Annotated in this window: 19 protein-coding genes, 2 tRNA genes and 1 riboswitch; of the genes, 12 read left to right on the forward strand and 9 right to left on the reverse strand. The window is 49.7% G+C overall.

The window, feature by feature from the left end; genetic code table 11:
- The first annotated feature begins 107 nt into the window (after positions 1 to 107).
- The 3 genes from HMPREF2596_RS08750 (at position 108) to HMPREF2596_RS08760 (ending at position 2,873) form a co-directional block, all read left to right on the forward strand.
- Positions 108 to 1,769 (forward strand): electron transfer flavoprotein-ubiquinone oxidoreductase, encoded by a 1,662-nt coding sequence (locus HMPREF2596_RS08750; RefSeq protein WP_070850765.1) that lies wholly within the window; start codon positions 108 to 110, stop codon positions 1,767 to 1,769.
- A gap of 83 nt (positions 1,770 to 1,852) precedes the next feature.
- Entirely contained in the window at positions 1,853 to 2,704 is an 852-nt protein-coding gene (gene folP / locus HMPREF2596_RS08755) for a dihydropteroate synthase (protein WP_070850767.1), read from the forward strand.
- Between the two features lie 93 nt (positions 2,705 to 2,797).
- A tRNA-Ile gene (locus HMPREF2596_RS08760) sits at positions 2,798 to 2,873 on the forward strand.
- Between the two features lie 596 nt (positions 2,874 to 3,469).
- On the opposite strand, the gene HMPREF2596_RS08770 is transcribed toward HMPREF2596_RS08760, so the two are convergent.
- Positions 3,470 to 3,928 (reverse strand): RrF2 family transcriptional regulator, encoded by a 459-nt coding sequence (locus HMPREF2596_RS08770; RefSeq protein ID WP_049337024.1) that lies wholly within the window; start codon positions 3,926 to 3,928, stop codon positions 3,470 to 3,472.
- Between the two features lie 146 nt (positions 3,929 to 4,074).
- Between HMPREF2596_RS08770 and HMPREF2596_RS08775 the strand changes: the two genes are divergently transcribed.
- Both HMPREF2596_RS08775 and HMPREF2596_RS08780 read left to right on the forward strand, forming a co-directional pair.
- Positions 4,075 to 4,455 (forward strand): hemerythrin domain-containing protein, encoded by a 381-nt coding sequence (locus HMPREF2596_RS08775; RefSeq protein WP_070850769.1) that lies wholly within the window; start codon positions 4,075 to 4,077, stop codon positions 4,453 to 4,455.
- An 86-nt stretch (positions 4,456 to 4,541) separates the two neighbouring features.
- Entirely contained in the window at positions 4,542 to 5,699 is a 1,158-nt protein-coding gene (locus tag HMPREF2596_RS08780; RefSeq protein ID WP_070850771.1) for an NnrS family protein, read from the forward strand.
- A gap of 101 nt (positions 5,700 to 5,800) precedes the next feature.
- Here HMPREF2596_RS08780 and HMPREF2596_RS08785 read toward each other — a convergent pair.
- The 3 genes from HMPREF2596_RS08785 to ispB all read right to left on the reverse strand — a co-directional run bounded on the left by HMPREF2596_RS08785 (position 5,801) and on the right by ispB (position 7,319).
- Positions 5,801 to 5,875, reverse strand: a tRNA-Arg gene (locus tag HMPREF2596_RS08785).
- 18 nt (positions 5,876 to 5,893) lie between these two features.
- Positions 5,894 to 6,340, reverse strand: coding sequence for a DUF441 domain-containing protein (locus HMPREF2596_RS08790; protein ID WP_070850773.1), 447 nt, complete (start codon positions 6,338 to 6,340; stop codon positions 5,894 to 5,896).
- Positions 6,341 to 6,344: 4 nt separating this feature from the next.
- Positions 6,345 to 7,319 carry an octaprenyl diphosphate synthase gene (gene ispB / locus HMPREF2596_RS08795; protein ID WP_070850774.1) on the reverse strand — a complete coding sequence of 325 codons (975 nt, stop codon included), beginning with the start codon at positions 7,317 to 7,319 and terminating at the stop codon, positions 6,345 to 6,347.
- Between the two features lie 263 nt (positions 7,320 to 7,582).
- Between ispB and rplU the strand changes: the two genes are divergently transcribed.
- The 3 genes from rplU (at position 7,583) to ubiM (ending at position 9,649) form a co-directional block, all read left to right on the forward strand.
- Positions 7,583 to 7,891 carry a 50S ribosomal protein L21 gene (gene rplU / locus HMPREF2596_RS08800; RefSeq protein WP_002216394.1) on the forward strand — a complete coding sequence of 103 codons (309 nt, stop codon included), beginning with the start codon at positions 7,583 to 7,585 and terminating at the stop codon, positions 7,889 to 7,891.
- A 27-nt stretch (positions 7,892 to 7,918) separates the two neighbouring features.
- Positions 7,919 to 8,191, forward strand: a complete 273-nt coding sequence (rpmA, locus tag HMPREF2596_RS08805; RefSeq protein ID WP_002212328.1) for a 50S ribosomal protein L27 — start codon at positions 7,919 to 7,921, stop codon at positions 8,189 to 8,191.
- Between the two features lie 273 nt (positions 8,192 to 8,464).
- Positions 8,465 to 9,649, forward strand: coding sequence for a 5-demethoxyubiquinol-8 5-hydroxylase UbiM (ubiM, locus tag HMPREF2596_RS08810; protein ID WP_004518804.1), 1,185 nt, complete (start codon positions 8,465 to 8,467; stop codon positions 9,647 to 9,649).
- 67 nt (positions 9,650 to 9,716) lie between these two features.
- On the opposite strand, the gene HMPREF2596_RS08815 is transcribed toward ubiM, so the two are convergent.
- Positions 9,717 to 10,394, reverse strand: a complete 678-nt coding sequence (locus tag HMPREF2596_RS08815; RefSeq protein WP_070850776.1) for a 7-cyano-7-deazaguanine/7-aminomethyl-7-deazaguanine transporter — start codon at positions 10,392 to 10,394, stop codon at positions 9,717 to 9,719.
- Between the two features lie 100 nt (positions 10,395 to 10,494).
- Positions 10,495 to 10,968, reverse strand: a complete 474-nt coding sequence (gene queF, locus HMPREF2596_RS08820) for a preQ(1) synthase (protein WP_003748427.1) — start codon at positions 10,966 to 10,968, stop codon at positions 10,495 to 10,497.
- 3 nt (positions 10,969 to 10,971) lie between these two features.
- Positions 10,972 to 11,016: riboswitch (PreQ1 riboswitch) on the reverse strand.
- A gap of 147 nt (positions 11,017 to 11,163) precedes the next feature.
- On the opposite strand from queF, the gene rfaQ reads away from it, so the two are divergent.
- Positions 11,164 to 12,246: a putative lipopolysaccharide heptosyltransferase III gene (gene rfaQ, locus HMPREF2596_RS08825; protein ID WP_070850778.1), complete on the forward strand. Its 1,083-nt coding sequence runs from the start codon at positions 11,164 to 11,166 to the stop codon at positions 12,244 to 12,246.
- A gap of 6 nt (positions 12,247 to 12,252) precedes the next feature.
- Here rfaQ and HMPREF2596_RS08830 read toward each other — a convergent pair whose 3' ends face one another.
- Positions 12,253 to 13,233, reverse strand: a complete 981-nt coding sequence (locus tag HMPREF2596_RS08830; RefSeq protein ID WP_070850780.1) for a hypothetical protein — start codon at positions 13,231 to 13,233, stop codon at positions 12,253 to 12,255.
- Between the two features lie 362 nt (positions 13,234 to 13,595).
- Between HMPREF2596_RS08830 and HMPREF2596_RS08835 the strand changes: the two genes are divergently transcribed.
- Positions 13,596 to 14,891 (forward strand): M23 family metallopeptidase, encoded by a 1,296-nt coding sequence (locus HMPREF2596_RS08835; RefSeq protein ID WP_070850782.1) that lies wholly within the window; start codon positions 13,596 to 13,598, stop codon positions 14,889 to 14,891.
- A 92-nt stretch (positions 14,892 to 14,983) separates the two neighbouring features.
- On the forward strand, positions 14,984 to 16,204 hold the full coding sequence (pncB, locus tag HMPREF2596_RS08840) for a nicotinate phosphoribosyltransferase (protein WP_070850784.1): 1,221 nt from the start codon (positions 14,984 to 14,986) through the stop codon (positions 16,202 to 16,204).
- Positions 16,205 to 16,243: 39 nt separating this feature from the next.
- On the opposite strand, the gene mtgA is transcribed toward pncB, so the two are convergent.
- Positions 16,244 to 16,945 carry a monofunctional biosynthetic peptidoglycan transglycosylase gene (gene mtgA / locus HMPREF2596_RS08845; protein WP_003748438.1) on the reverse strand — a complete coding sequence of 234 codons (702 nt, stop codon included), beginning with the start codon at positions 16,943 to 16,945 and terminating at the stop codon, positions 16,244 to 16,246.
- Between the two features lie 2 nt (positions 16,946 to 16,947).
- A complete protein-coding gene (gene aroE, locus HMPREF2596_RS08850) occupies positions 16,948 to 17,757 on the reverse strand; it encodes a shikimate dehydrogenase (protein ID WP_070850785.1) in 810 nt (269 codons plus the stop codon).
- Positions 17,758 to 17,954: 197 nt separating this feature from the next.
- Here aroE and glnA point away from each other — a divergent pair, with 197 nt between their 5' ends.
- Complete coding sequence (gene glnA / locus HMPREF2596_RS08855) at positions 17,955 to 19,373, forward strand: type I glutamate--ammonia ligase (RefSeq protein ID WP_049328869.1); 1,419 nt, start codon at positions 17,955 to 17,957, stop codon at positions 19,371 to 19,373.
- The last annotated feature ends 162 nt before the right edge of the window (positions 19,374 to 19,535 follow it).

The following is a 19,535-nucleotide window of genomic DNA, read 5'->3' on the forward strand; positions in this document are numbered from 1 at the left end:
TGAAATTTGAGTAAAGTTTCAGACGGCCTTTTGTTGTATTTGGTAACTATATGTCCAGGCTGTATAATTAGCGGATTAAATTGAATAACGACAATACAGGAACCGCCATGACAGAAACCATCGAGCGCGACAGTATGCAATACGATGTCGTGATTGTCGGCGCAGGCCCGTCGGGTTTGTCCGCCGCCATCAAACTCAAGCAGCTTGCCGAAAAGAATGGACGCGAAATCAGCGTTTGCGTGGTGGAGAAGGGTTCGGAGGCCGGTGCGCACTCGCTTGCAGGCGCCATCATCGATCCAATTTCTTTGAATGAGCTGATTCCCGATTGGAAAGAAAAAGGCGCGCCGCTGACGCGTACAGTAACGAAGGACAGGGTTTTGTTCCTGACCGAGAAAAAAGCCTTCAACCTGCCGGTTACCCCGAATTTTGACAACCATACGAACTACATTGCCAGCTTGGGCGAAGTTGTGCGCTGGCTGGCGGAGCAGGCGGAAAATTTGGGCGTGGAAATCTATCCGGGCTTTGCCGCCGCCGAAGTGCTTTATCACGAAGACGGTTCGGTCAAAGGCATTGCGACCGGCAATATGGGCGTGGGCAAAGACGGCGAACCGACCGATTCATTCCAGCCCGGCATGGAGCTTTGGGCGCAACAAACCATATTTGCCGAAGGCTGTCGCGGCTCGCTTTCCAAGCAAGTCATTGAACAATTCAAGCTCGACCAAAACAGCGAGCCTCAAACTTACGGCTTAGGCATTAAAGAAATTTGGGAAGTGCCGTCTGAAAAACATCAGCCCGGTTTGGTCATGCACAGCGCAGGCTGGCCACTAGACAGCAAAACCTACGGTGGCTCGTTTATTTATCACTTTGACGAAAACAAAGTCGCTGTCGGCTTTGTGGTCGGTTTGGATTATCAAAACCCTTATCTGTCGCCGTTTGAAGAGTTTCAACGTTTCAAAACCCATCCTGAAATCCGTAAAACCTTTGAAGGCGGCCGCCGTATCGCGTATGGCGCGCGTTCGCTGATTGAAGGTGGTTTGCAAAGCCTGCCGAAGCTATCGTTTAAAGGCGGCGTTTTAATCGGCGATGCCGCAGGTTTCCTGAATATGCCGCGCATCAAAGGCATCCATACGGCCATGAAATCCGCCATGCTCGCCGCAGAAGCCGTGTTCCCCTTGTTGGAAAACCTCGAAGAAGTGGAAAGCTTCGACAGCGGCAAAGAAGCGGCGGATTATCAGCAACGCTTTGAACAAAGCTGGCTGTATCAAGAGCTTTACGCCGCGCGCAATGTCCGTCCGTCATTTAAATGGGGCGTTTACCTCGGCTCAATCTATACCGGCATCGACCAAATGATTTTCAGAGGCAAAGCCCCGTGGACTTTGAAACATCACGGCAAAGACAACGAGCAGCTCAAAAAAGCCGCCGAATGCAAGCCGATTGATTATCCGAAGCCCGACGGTGTGTTGACCTTCGACCGTTTGAGCAGCGTTTTCCTTGCCAACCTTGCGCACGAAGAAAACCAGCCCGACCATTTGGTGCTGAAAAATCCGCAGGTCATGATAGACGTAAACTACAAAGAATACGCCTCGCCCGAAACCCGCTATTGTCCGGCAGGCGTATATGAAATCGTCGAAGAAAACGGCAGCCCGCGCCTACAAATTAATGCCGCCAACTGCGTACACTGCAAAACGTGCGACATCAAAGACCCGACGCAAAACATCACTTGGATTTGTCCCGAAGGCGCAAGCGGGCCGAATTACGGCGGAATGTAATTGACTGTTTGAAGTCAAAACCTAAAGGTCGTCTGAAAAATTTCAGACGGCCTCTATCCTATTATTTCATCAATGGAAGCATTATGAACACACGCATTTGGCAGGCAGGCCGATTTGAAATCGCCTTGGACAAACCGAAAATCATGGGCATCGTCAATCTGACCCCCGATTCAATTTCCGATGGCGGCACCTATTCGCAAAATGTCTCAATGGCATTGGCACATGCCGAGCAGCTGCTGAAAGACGGCGCGGATATTCTCGATATCGGCGGCGAATCTACCCGCCCGGGTTCGGATGAAGTTTCTCTCGAAGAAGAATGGGCCAGGGTGCAGCCGGTTTTGGCGGAAGTGGCCAAGTGGAATGTTCCCGTCAGCTTGGATACGCGCCACACGGCAATCATGGAAAAAGCCTTGGCGCAAGGCGGCGTCGATATTATCAACGATGTTGCCGCATTGAGTGATGAAGGCGCAGTCGCATTACTGGCGCAACAGCCGAAGACAGGCGTGTGTCTCATGCACATGCAAGGTTTGCCCAAAACCATGCAGCTTAATCCGCAATATCAAGATGTCGTCGAAGAAGTCACGCGTTATTTAAAAGCACGTGCGGCAGAATGCGTTCAAGCAGGCATTGCCCCTGAACGCATCACGCTCGACCCCGGCTTCGGTTTCGGCAAAAACCTGCAACACAACATCACCCTGATACAACATTTGCCTGAGTTGATGGAAGCAACCGGATTCCCCCTTCTGATCGGCATATCGCGCAAAAGTATGATTGGCGAGCTGACAGGCGAACAAGATGCCGCCAAACGCGTACACGGCAGCGTCGCAGCCGCTTTGGCCACAGTCGCCCGAGGTGCGCAAATCATCCGTGTTCACGATGTCAAAGCAACATCGGACGCTTTGAAAGTTTGGGAAGCATTGGGCGTATCGGCATAATGCCCGAATAGAAAACCAACAGGCCGTCTGAAACATTTGCCCGGCATCTTGAACAAGCAACAAGTTATGCTATAATCCGCTTCTACTCTTGACGGGTCTGTAGCTCAGGGGTTAGAGCAGGGGACTCATAATCCCTTGGTCGTGGGTTCGAAACCCACCGGACCCACCAAATATTAAAAATGCCCGAAGCTTTTGGCTTCGGGTATTTTTGTATTTATTGGTTTGCGAAAGATTGGAATATAATGTCGGCAATAGCAATTCGGGTATGTCGTCCAATATATTTTTTAGGGAAAATTCTTTTTTAAAAAGGGGTAGTTTGGTGGAGTTATTGCCTTATTTTCTGTCTTGTTTAGTATTTTTGTATTTTATTGCAATTATCATTAATCTAGTAATGCTATATAAAATATTAAAATCAGAAGGGATGGATATAGGTTTTTTTGAATATCTATTTACTCATAGAAGTATGCAATTAAAATTTTTGAAGATACTGTTTGGAATGCAAAAAATCTCCAATAAATTTTATCTGAAAGTATTAAGAATAAATTTTACGGTTGCTATGATTATTCTTATTTTATGTTTTTCTGTTGTCTTATATTCGATATATTTAGCATAAAAATTAACCTATCGAATGAAAGTCAGCTATTTAAGTTGTAGAGTGTTTTATAAAAAAATGCCGTCTGAAAATCTTCATTTCAGACGGCATTTTTTATTATTTAAGTAATACCATTTCAGTATGGCTGGATTGTTTTCAGACGGCCTGAGGATTTAGTCGGCCGTTCCGCGTATTTCGTTGATCGGGATGCGCGGTGTATAAAGTATGTCGTAAGTTGGCTTGTCCAGCAGATCTTGCAGTGAGTATTGATCTAAGTGACTGAAAAAAGCTTTGATGGCGCCGGTGATGATACCGGTCAGTCGGCAGGAAGGGGTGATGAGGCATTCGTTGTTGTCGCCCATGCATTCGACGACCTGCATCGGCTCAAGATGGCGCACCACTGCACCGATATTGATGTTTTCAGGATTGTCTGCCAAGCGTAAACCGCCGCCTTTGCCGCGCACGCTGACCAGAAAACCGCCTTTGACTAATGAGGTAACCACTTTCATCAAATGGCTTTTGGAAATATTGTAAGTCTCGGCAATGGTGCCGATATTGACGAGGGTGTCGTCGTTGATGGCGGTATAAACCAATACGCGCAATCCGTAATCGGTATGTTGGGTCAGATACATGGCTGGCTCTTTAGATATTTTTATTATATGTCAAAAGCGTAGTGCTTGGTGAGGGGCTGTTTGACTTTATGTGGGATTGGGTTTCATAATATCTGAAACATTTGAATTAATCCAGTTTGACAAACTGTTACCATTATAACGAACTTATGAAGCCCTTGAAACGCCATCCTGCCTTAATAGAACTTTCCCGCGAACATCATGGCTCGCTGTCGTTGTGCGTCCGTCTCCTGCGTACGCCCGATCAAAGCCATCAGGCGGAGCTGGAGTCTCATTTTGTTGAGCTTGAGCCACATTTTTTGGAAGAGGAAACCATGTTTGCGCCGTATTGGGATAAAATTGACCCTGCGTTGCGGCAGCGTTTTGAAGGCGATCATGCCAAATTGCGCGCGATGATGGCGCATCCTGAATATATGAATGAATCATGGAATAAGGAGTTTGCTGTTACTTTGCGCGATCATGCGCGCTTTGAGGAGCGCGAGCTTTTCCCTGCGATTGAACCTTTTTTGCCTTTGCCTGAAAATGTGTAACAGGGAAAGGAATCGATGGCCGTCTGAAAAGTTTCAGACGGCCTCTGTTGCTGTTTTATGATGATATAAAAATTGAAGGAACCACCATGACCGATTTGTTCAAACACCCGGTTTGGGCAATGGCCTTCCGCCCGTTTTATTCGTTGGCGGCTTTGTATGGCGCATTGTCTATACTGCTTTGGGGCTTCGGCTTTCAGGGTACGCCTGAGTTGCCGGGTTTTTATTGGCATGCCCATGAAATGATTTGGGGCTATGCCGGATTGGTTGTCATTGCATTTTTATTGACGGCCGTGGCGACTTGGACAGGCCAGCCGCCGACACGCGGTAAGGCGTTGGCCGGTTTGACCGTATTTTGGCTGTTGGCCCGCATTTGTATGTTTATCCCCGGTTGGGGGGTAACGGCAAGTGGCATATTCGGTACGATCTTTTTCTGGTATGGCGCGGTATGCATGGCTTTGCCGGTAATTCGTTCTCAAAACAAGCGCAACTATGTTGCCGTGTTCGCTATTTTTGTTTTGGGTGGCACCCATTTCGCCTTCCATCTGAAAGTGCAGCCGTTTGATGCCATTGCGCTGATGACCGGTTTGCAATCCGGTTTGATTATGGTGGCCGGATTTATCGGTTTGATCGGTATGCGGATTATCTCGTTCTTTACGTCCAAACGCCTGAACGTGCCGCAAATTCCCAGCCCTCAATGGGTGGCGCACGCCTCACTTTGGCTGCCTATGCTGACCGCCATGCTGATGGCGCATAACATTTTGCCGGGACTGGCCGCGTTGTTTGCTCTGGCTGCCGGTGTGATTTTTACTGTGCAGGTGTACCGCTGGTGGTATAAAGCCGTGCTGAAAGAGCCTATGCTTTGGATTTTGTTTGCCGGCTATCTGTTTACCGGCTTGGGTTTGATTGCTGTCGGTCTTTCTTATTGGATTTCAAGTTTCTTGAATTTGGGCGTACACCTTATCGGCGTTGGCGGTATCGGCGTGCTGACTTTGGGTATGATGGCGCGAACCGCGCTTGGCCATACCGGCAACTCCATTTATCCGCCGCCTAAAGTGGTTCCTGTTGCCTTTTGGTTGATGATAGCCGCAACGGTTGTCCGTGTTTTGGCAACTTTTGTGAACGGTACGGCATATACGCACAGTATCCGTTGCTCCGCCGCTTTGTTTGCCGCCTCTTTGCTGTTGTACGCATGGAAATATATTCCTTGGTTGATCCGCCCGCGTTCGGATGGTCGTCCGGGTTAACGGTTTGGCAAAATAAAAAGGCCGCCTGAAAAGTTTCAGACGGCCTTTATTGTTGATAATAAAAAAGCCTTTCAGAATATGAAAGGCTTTTATTGAGACTGTGGCCTCGCCAACAGGAATCGAACCTGTATTTTACGCTTAGGAGGCATACGTTCTATCCGTTGAACTATGGCGAGGCGGTAAAGGAGGGGATTTTAAACCTTTCCGGCAAAAAAAGACAATAAGCCGGCGGCAATCAAAGGGCCGACCGGAATGCCGCCGACAAAGGCAACGCCGATGACCGTGCCGATTAATAATCCGGTTACCAAAACAGGCTGTTCGCTCATCAATGGAACGCCGCGTCCGGCAAGCCAGGCAACCAAAATGCCGATAAGGACGGCGGCAATCATTTTAAAATTGATAAACTCGGAAACCGGCGGAATCTGGATTTTACCGGAAACCAGCGGACTCAATACGCCGATGGTCAGCATAATAATGCCCAGATGCAAACCATGTTTTTCCACGAAGGGAAGATATTGCGACAAGGCCGTCTGCTGCATGAGCAGCAATATCGCCGCCGAAATCGTAATCGAGTTGTTGTTGCTGACGACGCCCAAAAAAATCAGCGTAACCAGAAACAAAGGGACAAAGCTGAAATTCATCGGATTAAGATACTCGGGCCAAGGATTCTTTCGCCAGTTGGATCATGGCATCTTTGACTTCGCTGTCAGGCAACACGTCCAATGAAGCGATGGCTTTGTCGACGGCTTTTTTCGCTTCGGAAATCGAATACGGCAAAGCGTCGGAGTTGACGACGTAGTCGTGGATTTTTTCAAAATAGCTGCGGTCGGCATTTTCCAAAGCGTGGCGCACATCGTTGGCGGCCTGCTCGGAGCCGTTTCGCATCAGGTAAATCAATGGCAGGGTAGGTTTGCCTTCTGCCAAATCGTCGCCGACGTTTTTGCCGATTTCTTCGGTTTCGCCAGAATAGTCCAATACATCGTCAATGATTTGGAAAGCCGTACCGACGTACATGCCGTAGTCTTTCAAGGCTTGCTCGTGTTCGGGGGAAGCCTTGCCCAAAATTGCGCCGACTTGTGCGGCCGCTTCAAACAATTTTGCTGTTTTGTATTGGATGACTTGGACGTATTGCTCTTCGGTAATATCCGTATTGCCGATGTTCATCAGCTGCATGACTTCGCCTTCGGCGATGATGTTGGTCGCATCTGCCATCACTTCCAAGATACGCATGCTGCCCGAACCAACCATCAGTTGGAAGGCGCGTGTATAGAGGAAGTCGCCGACTAAAACGGCTGCCGCGTTGCCGAAAAGGTTGTTTGCGGTTTTACGGCCGCGGCGCAATTCGCTTTCGTCAACGACATCGTCGTGCAGGAGGGTGGAGGTGTGGATGAATTCCACCATCGCCGCCAGCGAATACAGTTTTTCATCGTCATGCCCGACTGCTTTGCCTGCCAAAATGGTAATAATCGGACGCAGTCGCTTACCGCCCGCGCTGATGATGTATGTGCCGATTTGCGAAATCAGCGCGACATCGGATTGAACAGCTTGGTTGATGACCGCGTTCACTTTGGCAAGGTCATCGGGCAGGTGGCGTTGGAAGTAAGGCAGGTTTTCGAGCATAAAACATTCTCTGTTGGCAAAACGGAGCGACGGCTCCAATGAATCTGTTTAAACCCGTACATTCGGTCGGGGTAATAACGTTGCATAAAGATATCAGCAATCCAGCGCGTGATTATATCAGTTAAAAAGCATGCAACATATCTTTCAGACGGCCTTTTCAGTTGTAAATAAAATAAATTTTGACAAAACAGACAAATAGAAATAGAATAGCTCGTTTCGCACATGGTGTGCGGAATGTTAACCTAATTCTCATGGAGTTGAGTATGTACGCGGTCGTAAAAACCGGCGGTAAACAATACAAAGTTTCCGTTGGCGAAAAATTGAAAGTAGAACAGATACCAGCCGAACTCGACAGCCAAATCGAACTGACTGAAGTTTTGATGATTGCTGACGGCGAATCTGTAAAAGTAGGCGCACCTTTTATCGAAGGCGCAAAAGTAACAGCCAAAGTCGTTGCTCATGGTCGTGGCGAGAAAGTACGCATTTTCAAAATGCGTCGTCGCAAACACTACCAAAAACGCCAAGGCCATCGCCAAAATTTCACCCAAATCGAAATCGTGGCAATCGCCTAATTTCAAGTAAGTTCAGGAGTATTACAAATGGCAAGTAAAAAAGCAGGCGGTAGCACCCGCAATGGTCGCGATTCAGAAGCCAAACGCTTGGGCGTTAAAGCCTACGGCAACGAGCTGATTCCGGCAGGCTCTATCATCGTTCGTCAACGCGGTACTAAATTCCACGCAGGTGACAACGTAGGTATGGGCAAAGACCACACTTTGTTTGCTAAAGTCGACGGTTACGTTGAATTCAAAACCAAAGGCGCGCTGAACCGTAAAACTGTCAGCATCCGTCCTTACACCGGTTCTGAAGAATAATCGTTTTACGATTGAAAGCCGCATTCCTTTTCGGAATGCGGTTTTTGTTTATTTGACTGTTTGTCCGTTTGATAAAATCCGTATGTCGTGAAGCTTGATTTATATTAAGGCCAAAGTAAAAACGCGCTTACAAATGATAACATTTATTTTATTCTATCAATGCTTTCTATATAATCTATCAAATGCCTTTGATTTACCCTCATGTAGCTAAACACAGTAAACTTAAGGCCGTCTGAAAAAATCCGTATCAGTTGAATACAAGGAATTCCTCCCATGAGCTTACACAGTGATATTCTCGTCGTCGGCGCAGGCCCTGCCGGATTAAGTTTTGCCGCAGAGTTGGCCGGAAGCGGGTTGAACATAACCCTGATTGAAAGAAGTCCTTTAGAAGTGTTGCAAAATCCGCCGTATGACGGCCGTGAAATCGCACTGACGCACTTGTCGCGCGAAATCATGCAGCGATTGGGTATGTGGGATTTGATTCCAAAAGACGAAATTTATCCTTTGCGCGATGCCAAAGTGTTGAACGGTCATTCCGATTACCAGCTCCACTTCCCGCAACCGACTGAGGCGCGCGGCGAGCCTGCCGATTGCTTGGGCTATTTGATTTCCAATCACAACATCCGTAAAGCCGCTTATGAAGTCGTGTCCAAATTGGACAACGTGAAAATTCTGACCGGCACCAATGTTAAAGAAGTTAAAACTTCCGACAATGAGGCGCAAGTCATTTTGGAAAGCGGCGAAGTATTGACCGGCCGTCTGTTGTTGGCCGCCGATAGCCGTTTCTCGCAAACGCGCCGTCAATTGGGCATTTCTTCCGATATGCACGATTACAGCCGCACTATGTTTGTGTGCCGCATGAAGCATACTCTGTCCAACCTGCATACCGCATATGAATGCTTCCACTACGGCCGTACCATTGCGTTGCTGCCTTTGGAAGAGCATTTGACCAATACGGTGATTACGGTGGACAGCGATAAAGCCGAAACGATTAAAAATATGTCGCCGGAAGAATTGGCAGCCAGCGTGAAAGAGCAACTCAAAGGCCGTCTGGGCGATATGGAATTGGTCAGCACCATTCACAATTATCCTTTGGTCGGCATGATTGCCCAACGTTTCTACGGCAAACGCAGCGCGTTGATCGGCGATGCCGCGGTCGGTATGCATCCGGTTACTGCGCATGGCTTTAACTTGGGTCTGGCAAGTGCCGATCTTTTGGCTAAATTGGTTCTCGAAGCCGAACAACGCGGTCAGGATATTGGTGCGAAGAGCCTGCTGGAAAAATACAGCACCAAGCATATGCTCCACGCCCATCCGATTTACCACGGCACCAATATGCTGCTGAAACTCTTTACCAATGAAACTGCTCCGGCGAAACTGCTGCGCGGTTTGGTATTACGTGCAAGCAATAACTTCCCGCCGCTGAAAAAATTGATTACCAAGCAATTGACCGGTTAATCATTTGAAAACATAAAAGGCCGTCTGAACGATCAAAGTTTCAGACGGCCTTGTTTTTATCTATTGCTTATTTGGCTAAAACCGATTCGGGCATTTCTTGACGGACGTTTAAGGAAGTCAGTTTTTTGGTCAAGATGCTTAATACGATGCCGTAGGCAGGCAGGAAGAAGAGGGTGCAGATGGCAAGTTTGAACAGATAATCGACAAAGGCGATGCCCTGCCAATTTGCCGCCATAAATTCATCGTTGCTCGCGTAAAAGGCAACGGCGAAAAACACCAGCGTGTCCAAAGCGTTGCCGACGACGGTGGAAGCAGTAGGGGCAGCCCACCATGATTTCAGACGGCGTAATCTGTTGAACACGAAAATATCGAGGATTTGCCCAAGCGCATAGGCGGAAAAGCTGGCCAATGCGATGCGGCCGACAAAGGTGTTAAAGTCGGCCAAAGATGCCCAGCCTGTCCAGTTGCCGTCATGAAAGAGGACGGAGAAGACGTAAGAGAGCAGCAGGGCGGGGAACATCACCCAAAAAATAATCCGTCTTGCCAACGGCGCGCCGAAAATGCGCACGGTCAGGTCGGTGGCGAGGAAGATAAAGGGGAAGGAAAATGCGCCCCAAGTGGTAAAGATACCGAAAATTTGAAAGGGGAACTGCACCAGATAGTTGCTGGCGGCAATAATAAAAATATGGAAAAGCACCAGCCAGAAGAGCGCTTTCTTCTGCTGTGCGGCAGTAAATTCGTACATGGAAATCTTTCGGAGGTTTTTCAGACGGCATGAAGCCTTGCGAGACTGTGCAATAGAGAAAGTCTTGCCATGAAAAAGGTGTTAGGCCGTCTGAACGGGATTATTGTGCGTCGTGCTCAAACAGGCGTTTGCGTGCCAAAGCTTCAAACTCTGTGCCTGCTTTGCCGTAGTTGGCAAACGGATGAATGGCGATGCCGCCGCGCGGTGTGAATTCGCCGAATACTTCGATGTATTTCGGATCCATCAGGGCGATGAGGTCTTTCATGATGATGTTGACGCAGTCTTCATGGAAGTCGCCGTGGTTGCGGAAGCTGAAGAGATAGAGTTTCAGGGATTTGCTTTCCACCATTTTGATATGGGGGATGTAGCGGATGTAGATGGTGGCAAAGTCGGGCTGGCCGGTCATCGGGCAGAGGCTGGTGAACTCGGGGCAGACGAATTTGACGAAATAGTCGTTGTCGGGATGTTTGTTGTCGAACGCTTCCAAAATTTCAGGCGCGTATTCGCTCGGGTATTGGGTTTTCTGGTTGCCCAAAAGGGAGATGCCTTGCAGCTCTTCGTTGTTGCGGGACATGAGGTTTCCTTAGTTTTTTAATGTGGGAGGTTTTCGAACCACGGGGTGCGGATTGTAATATAAATTGCATGACTTGTGCGGATTTTATAGCGATGAATCAGCAGGATAGCTTTCAGACGGCCTGTTTTGTATTTTATGAAACCTGTTTTCCGCTTTACAATAGCAGCCAATCAACAGGCCGTCTGAAAGTTTCGTATGTCTTTATCCCAACCCAAACGCATCCTGATCATCAAATTGCGCCATCATGGCGATGTGCTTTTGAGCACGCCGGTGGTTGATGCACTGAAAACCCGTTTCCCCGATTGCGAAATCGATATGCTGGTGTATGCCGGTACGGAGCAGCTGATTGCCGATAATCCGCAGATTGCGCAGATTTTTACCATTGATCGAAATTGGAAGAAGCTGGGCGTATTCAAACAGTTGGCGTGTGAGAAAAACCTTTTTTCAAAGCTGAAGGCACGCGATTACGACTGGGCTTTCAATCTGTCCGACCAATGGCGCGCGGCAATAATCGCCAAACTGTGCGCCCGTTGCAGCGTGGGTTTGGACTGCATCAAGCGCGACGGTTTCTGGTGGCGTTTCTGTCATGATTTTATCAACCATGAGCTGGATACCAGCCATCATATCGTTGAAAACCAATTGAATATCCTTGCTCCGCTTATCCAGCCGGAAGACGTGGCCGATGCGAAGGTACGCCTTTGGGTGGCACCAGATGCAAGGGAAAGCATGCGGCAGAAATTGCGTGAGCAGGGTTGTAACGGCGAAGATTATGTGTTGATGCACCCGGGTGCGCGTTGGCATTTCAAATGTTGGGAAGACGGCAAAAACGCCGCCATCGTACAGCTTTTGCTCAACAGTGGGCAAAATGTCGTATTGACCGCTTCCCCCGACAATGTCGAGCAATACATGCTTCAGGAAATTATAGGCCGTCTGAATATTCCTGAAGGCGGAAAAATTTGGGTGTTGTCCGGATGCTTGAGCCTGCGTGAATTGGCGGCGGCCATTGAGGGTGCCAAACTATTTATCGGTGTCGATTCCGCACCGATGTACATCGCCGCTGCTTTGGATAAACCGCAAATCGCTTTGTTTGGCGCGTCATGGGTGGACAAATGGCGTCCGTATTCCGAGCAGGCGGAAGTCATTTATGCCGGTGATTATGCCGAACTGCCCAACCCCGACAGCATCGATATCAACGATCCGACCCGTTTGTTGAAAGCGATTCCGTTGCAGGATGTGTGGGATAAAATTTCGGCCAAATTGGAGGCGTTGGAGGCTTAAAACCGCTTACCACGATCCGTTAAACGTTTTAGCTTTGCGCCAAAATGCCCATTTGGAACGGCGGCCGATTTCCAGCGTACCGCCGTTTTCGCCGTCTGTGGTAATGCACACGGTTTTCAGACGGCCTGAAGCGAGTGCGTCCCATAAAGGCGCAAACCAACGGGTTTCCCAGCTTTCCAAAATATCTTTGTACGCCCAAACATCGCCTGTCTGTAAGGTGGAAACCAAGTCATCCAAAAAGATAAGGCCGTCTGAAACAGTATTTCCTGTTTCTTGAACCATCTCAAACCAAGCCTTCAAATCATACGGCGCATCGAGTTTGGGCGTATCCGAAAAACGCGCCCATGCGCTGTCTGAAGCGACAATATCCGCAGACTGTGTACCGTCCGCATCATTCCACAGCCACAAACCGTTGATTTCCGGCAATCCTTGTTGTTCACGCGCTTGGTTAATCGGATGCGTGTGGAGAAACATTTGGATTTCCGTCTGCATGGCCAACCAAGACACCGCATCTTGGCCGTGTGCCTGACCGTCCATTTCCGGCTGCCCGCACACATCCAAAACACATTCCGCCCCCCAATCTTCTATCGTCGGCATACTGAGCAGCCACATGCTTTCGCAAAGCGGCTCGAATTGCCAATCTTTATCTTGATAAAACGCCGACAAATCCGCACATAACTGCTGCGCCTCTTCTTTTTGGATACCGATAAACTCGCCGCTGATAATGTTGACATGGTGCATGCCCATCTGTTGCCAAACCGGAGAAGCAAAAGCGGCTGTGCGTTTTTGGCTTGTGTGGCGTAAACGTTGCACTTGGGCAATGAGGCTGCCGTTCCACAAATGGCGTCCGTAAAATTCAGACGGCCTGAGTGTTTCTTTGCGTAATGTGCCGTAACGCAAAAGATGGTTAAAAGCAGGTAAGGCAAGCTCAGGGACGGATTCGTCGGCAAAGCGGTTGAGCGAGGGGAGGGCGAGGGTCAGCTTCATAAGCGCAAATAGATAGAAAAACCGTTATTTTACGCGACAAATGATGCGTTTCGGAACCTTGCCCTCACGTACTCAAAAAGAGCCGTTCAGACGGCCGGTTTGGAAAAAACGGGCTGTCATGCTAAAATGCGTGGCGTAAATTTCAGAAAAACAGGGTGTAAATCAACACAATAGCCCTGATAATAACGTCAATCTCAAACACGACCTCATTCATTCCGAATGAAAACCTGATTTTCAGATCGGAAAAAAGACTCAAAGTCCTTTATCCCCAAAACTGTTTAAACCAGCAGGCGGTCTCGGCAGGCCGGATGTGCCGGCATTCTGCAAACCTAAAAAACAGACCGCCCCATTAAGGATAACGCGTGATTAAAAACAAATATTCCACTCGATTCAAAGCAACCCTCTTAGCGTTTCTGCTGCCGGCTTCAGGCATCATGACCGCATACGCCATTACCGACCCTCAACCTGCACAAACCGATTTCAAAGTCGAGCGTATTTCCGAAGAGCTGCCTGCCGTTTATGTGGAAACCAATACCTATCAATCCAGCTATTGGGCGCAAGAAGCCGTCCAAGCCGGCGACTCTTTGGCAGACGTTTTGACGCGCATGGGTGTCAACCAAGAAGACATCAAGCAAATCATGGCGAAAAACAATGCCAACCTCGACATGAAAAACCTGCGGACCAACCAATCCGTCAACATCCGCATCGATTCTTCAGGCCAAGTGACCGACGTTCAATTCTTTACCGATGAAGAATTGGAACGCAACTTGGTCGCTTTGGAAAAAGTCAAAGGCAAATGGCGCATCTCCAATGCCGAAATCGACATGAAAACCATGCCGACCCTGCGCTCCGTACAAATCCGCACTTCCGCCATTGGTGATATGCTCCGTGCCGAAATCCCTTCCGAAGTGTATATCCAGCTCAAAGAAATCTTTGCCGATTCGTTTAATATGAGCGATTTGAAAGAGGGCGATACCGTGCGTCTTTTGTACAACAGCATGTATTTCCGCGGCCAGCAAATGGCGGTCGGCGATATTTTGGCGGCTGAAGTGGTCAAAGACGGCAAAACTTATCAAGCCTATTATTACAGCCAAGGCAAAGGCGACGAAGAAAGCGGTAGCTACTACGACCAAAACGGTAAGTCTCTGCAACAAAAAGAAGGCTTTAATACCGAGCCTGTTGCATACACTCGCATTTCTTCTCCGTTCGGCTACCGTGTCCATCCGGTCCTGCATACCGTCCGTATGCACACCGGTATCGACTATGCCGCTCCGACCGGTACGCCGATTAAGGCCGCTGCCGACGGCGAAGTGATTTTCAAAGGTTGGAAAGGCGGTTACGGCAATACCGTGATGATTCGCCATGCCAACGGTGTGGAAACCCTGTACGGCCACATGAGCGCGTTCAGCCCTGCCGACGGTAGAGTCCGCGCCGGCGAAGTGATTGGTTTTGTCGGTACAACCGGCCGTTCGACCGGTCCGCACCTGCACTACGAAGCACGCGTCAACGGCCAGCCGGTCAACCCGACTACCGTCGCCCTGCCGACGCCGAAATTGACCCCGACCAATATGGCCGCGTTCCGCAAACAGCAAAAAGATGCCAGCACGATGTTGGCTACCATCCGCTCTTTGCCGGTTTCCGTAGCGCAGCTGGATTAATAAGATAAAGGCCGTCTGAATAAGGTTTCTTTCAGACGGCCTTTTCCATTAAAATCGATACCTCAACGCCCACGTTTACTCAGAGAAAGCTTATGTCTGTTCATCAGCCCATTATCCAATCCCTGCTTGATACCGACCTGTACAAATTCACCATGCTGCAAGTCGTGTTGCATCAATTCCCGCAAACCCACAGCCTCTACGAATTTCGCTGCCGCAACAAAGAGATGGTGTATCCGCTGGCCGATATTCAAGAAGACTTGGAACGCGAACTCGACTCCCTGTGCCAGCTGCGCTTTACCCATGACGAACTTGCCTATCTGCGCAGCCTGCGTTTTATCAAAAGCGATTTTGTCGATTATCTCGAACTTTTCCAGCTCCAACGCCGCTTCGTCCAAGTCAACCCCGACGATCAAGGCCGTCTGAACATCCGCATCGAAGGCCCGATGATACAGGCGATGTTCTTCGAGATTTTCATTCTTGCCATCGTCAATGAACTCTATTTCCGCCGCTTGGAAACGCCTGCCGTCATCGAAGAAGGCGAGCGCCGTCTGCAGGCCAAAGCGCAACAGCTGAAAGAAATTGCGGCCACTCAAAATCCGAATGATCCGCCGTTCCTTATTTCAGATTTCGGTACGCGCCGCCGCTACACCCTCGCATGGCAGGAACACGTTATCCGTACCTTATTAGAAGCCGCTCCCGATATCGTGCGCGGTACCAGCAACGTTTATCTGGCCAAAAAACTCGGCATCACACCCATCGGCACCATGGCGCACGAGTTCCTCCAAGCCTTTCAAGCATTGGACGTACGTTTGCGCAACTTCCAAAAAGCCGCGCTGGAAAGCTGGGTACACGAATATCGCGGCGACCTCGGCATCGCCCTGACCGACGTGGTCGGCATGGATGCCTTCTTGCGTGACTTCGACCTGTATTTCGCCAAACTTTTCGACGGCCTGCGCCACGATAGCGGCGATCCTTATGTTTGGGGCGACAAAGCCTACGAGCATTACAAAAAACTCAAAATTGACAGCCGCACCAAAATGCTGACCTTTTCAGACGGCCTTGATATTGAGCGTTCATGGGCGTTGCACCAATACTTCAAAGACCGTTTCAAAACCAGTTTTGGTATCGGTACCAACCTGACCAACGATTTGGGACACACGCCTTTGAACATTGTCTTGAAGCTTGTCGAGTGCAACGGCCAATCCGTCGCCAAGCTCTCCGACTCTCCGGGCAAAACCATGACTACCAACAACACCTTCCTCGCTTACCTGCGTCAAGTGTTTGACGTACCGGAGCCGGAAGAGAAAGCCTAAAAACAAAGGCCGTTTGAAATGTTCAGACGGCCTTTTGAATTAATCCATATCGCTTTCGGGCAATTCTGCCGAACCCATGCGGCGCAGGATAATATTGGTTTTGTTGTGCATCCGTTTGCTCTTAGGGTGGTCTGCGTAAAACAGCGGAGCCGGAACGCGCGCCGTGAGTTTGGCGGCTTGTTGGCGGGTGAGGGCGGAGGCAGGTTTCTTGTAGAAATACTGGGACGCCGCTTCCGCGCCGAATACGCCGTAGTGCCATTCGATTGAGTTCAGATACAGCTCAAAAATGCGGTCTTTGTCGGTAACCGCTTCCATCATCGCCGTAATCGCCGCTTCTTCGCCTTTGCGGATGTAGCTGCGGCTTTCGTTAAGAAACAGGTTTTTCGCCAGCTGCTGACTGATGGTCGAACCGCCGGCTTTGACTTCGCCGCTTTGCTTATTGCGTTTCATGGCGTATTTGATGCCGTTCCAGTCAAAGCCGCTGTGTTCGGCAAAGTTGGCGTCTTCGGAAGCAATCAGGGCTTTTTTGAGGTTGACAGAGATTTGGTCGTAAGGCACCCAACGGTAATCCAGCTCGACATCGCGCCCTTCGCTTGCAAACTGGCTCATGCGCATGGACATGAAAGCGGTTTTGCTGGGCGCGACGGCGCGGTAGGTAATGATGTTGCCGTACACATAAGCGTTGAAGAAAATGAAGATACCGATGGGCAGGGCAATCAGCCATTTGATGATGCGGAACATGGTTACAGGGCTTTCATGTATTCGATAACAGGGCGGATATCGGGCGTAAATCCGCGCCAAATATGGTAGGAGGCGGCAGCCTGACCGACCAGCATGCCTAGGCCGTCTGAAACTTCGGCCGCACCGTTGCTTTGGGCAAAGTTCAAAAACGCCTGCGCCGCTTCGCCGTAAACCATATCGTAGGCAAGGCGGCAGTCGCGGAAAATTTCAGGGCTGACGGCAGGAAGCTGACCGCTCAAGCCGCCGGACGTGCCGTTGATGATGATATCAAAACCGCCGTTCAAATCTGCCATCGGGACTGCTTCAATACCGAAAAGCTGCGCCAATTCCTCGGCTTTGGCGTGGGTGCGGTTGGCAATGACGATACGGGCAGGGCGGTGTTCTTTCAAAACCGGAATCACGCCGCGCACCGCGCCGCCTGCGCCCAAAAGCAAAATGGTTTTGCCCTCGATGGCAATGTTTTTGACCTGCGTGATGTCGTTGGCCAAACCGATACCGTCGGTATTGTCGCCGCGTATCCTGCCGTCTTCCAACCACACTAGCGTATTGACCGCGCCGGCAGCCAAAGCGCGGTCAGAATGTTCGTCCGCCAGCGCAAAAGCTTCCTGCTTGAACGGTACGGTTACATTCGCACCTTGCCCGCCCTCGGCGCGAAACGCCGCAACAGCCTCGGCAAAACCGCCGATTTCGGCACAAATACGCCCATATTCGATGGCCGCACCTTCCTGCAGCGCAAATTGCTGATGGATTTGCGGCGATTTACTGTGTGCAACGGGATTGCCGAAAACGGCGTAACGCGGGGTATTGTTCATAAAATGGGTCTGAGAAAACAAAAGAAAATAGTGCTTATTATAGCGGTCTTTATGTTAAGAAAGCGTAATGTAAAATTGTTGACAATTAAACAGTCTGAAACTATATTTCATTGCGTAAAAACGGGTGCCCTGATGTATTTCAGACGGCCTTACCGTGGTAGAATAACAACTTAAACCCATTCCCTCAGGAGCTGAAGATGTCCATCAAAGACGCTGTAAAACTGATTGAAGAAAGCGAAGCCCGCTTCGTAGATTTGCGCTTTACCGATACCAAAGGCAAGCAGCACCACTTTACCATCCCCGCCCGCATCGTCCTCGACGATCCCGAAGAATGGTTCGAAAACGGTCAAGCGTTTGACGGTTCGTCCATCGGCGGCTGGAAAGGCATTCAGGCTTCCGATATGCAGTTGCGTCCCGATGCGTCTACGGCCTTCGTCGATCCTTTCTACGACGATACCACCGTTGTTTTTACCTGTGATGTTATCGATCCGGCCGATGGCCAAGGCTATGACCGCGACCCCCGCTCTATCGCACGCCGCGCCGAAGCCTATTTGAAATCTTCCGGTATCGGCGACACCGCCTATTTCGGCCCCGAGCCTGAATTCTTCGTTTTTGATGGCGTAGAATTTGAAACCGACATGCACAAAACCCGTTACGAAATCACTTCCGAAAGCGGCGCATGGTCAAGCGGCCTGCACATGGACGGTCAAAATACCGGCCACCGTCCGACCGTCAAAGGCGGTTACGCACCTGTTGCGCCGATTGACTGCGGCCAAGACCTGCGTTCTGCCATGGTCAATGTTTTGGAAGAACTCGGCATCGAAGTGGAAGTCCATCACGCCGAAGTCGGTACCGGTAGCCAAATGGAAATCGGCACCCGTTTTGCCACTTTGGTCAAACGCGCCGACCAAACCCAAGATATGAAATACGTGATTCAAAACGTTGCCCACAACTTTGGCAAAACCGCCACATTTATGCCCAAACCCATCATGGGCGACAACGGCAGCGGTATGCACGTTCACCAATCCATTTGGAAAGACGGTCAAAACCTGTTCTCAGGCGACGGCTATGCCGGTTTATCCGATACCGCCCTTTATTACATCGGCGGCATCATCAAACACGCCAAAGCCCTGAACGCGATTACCAATCCGTCCACCAACTCCTACAAACGCCTCGTGCCGCATTTTGAAGCACCGACCAAATTGGCATATTCTGCTAAAAACCGTTCTGCTTCCATCCGCATTCCGTCTGTGAACAGCAGCAAAGCACGCCGTATCGAAGCGCGTTTCCCTGATCCGACCGCCAACCCATACTTGGCATTTGCCGCTTTGTTGATGGCCGGTTTAGACGGTATTCAAAACAAAATCCATCCGGGCGACCCAGCCGATAAAAACCTGTACGACCTGCCTCCGGAAGAAGATGCATTGGTGCCTACCGTTTGCGCTTCTTTGGAAGAAGCACTGGCTGCTCTTAAAGCCGACCATGAATTCCTCCTGCGCGGCGGCGTGTTCAGCAAAGACTGGATCGACAGCTACATCGCCTTTAAAGAGGAAGATGTCCGCCGCATCCGCATGGCACCTCATCCGCTGGAATTTGAAATGTATTACAGCCTGTAAAACAGCTGAAACATTTTAAATAGGAAATCAAAGGCCGTCTGAAACTGGATTTGAAGTTTCAGACGGCCTTTAGGCTTAAAATAGATAGGGCGATCGAATTAGGTATGATAGTGAGAAGCAATGAATCATGCTGTTTGAAAGCCTTTATGGAATCGGTGCCTT

Origin of the sequence: Neisseria sp. HMSC078C12 (assembly GCF_001838065.1) — a bacterium.
GTDB lineage: Bacteria > Pseudomonadota > Gammaproteobacteria > Burkholderiales > Neisseriaceae > Neisseria.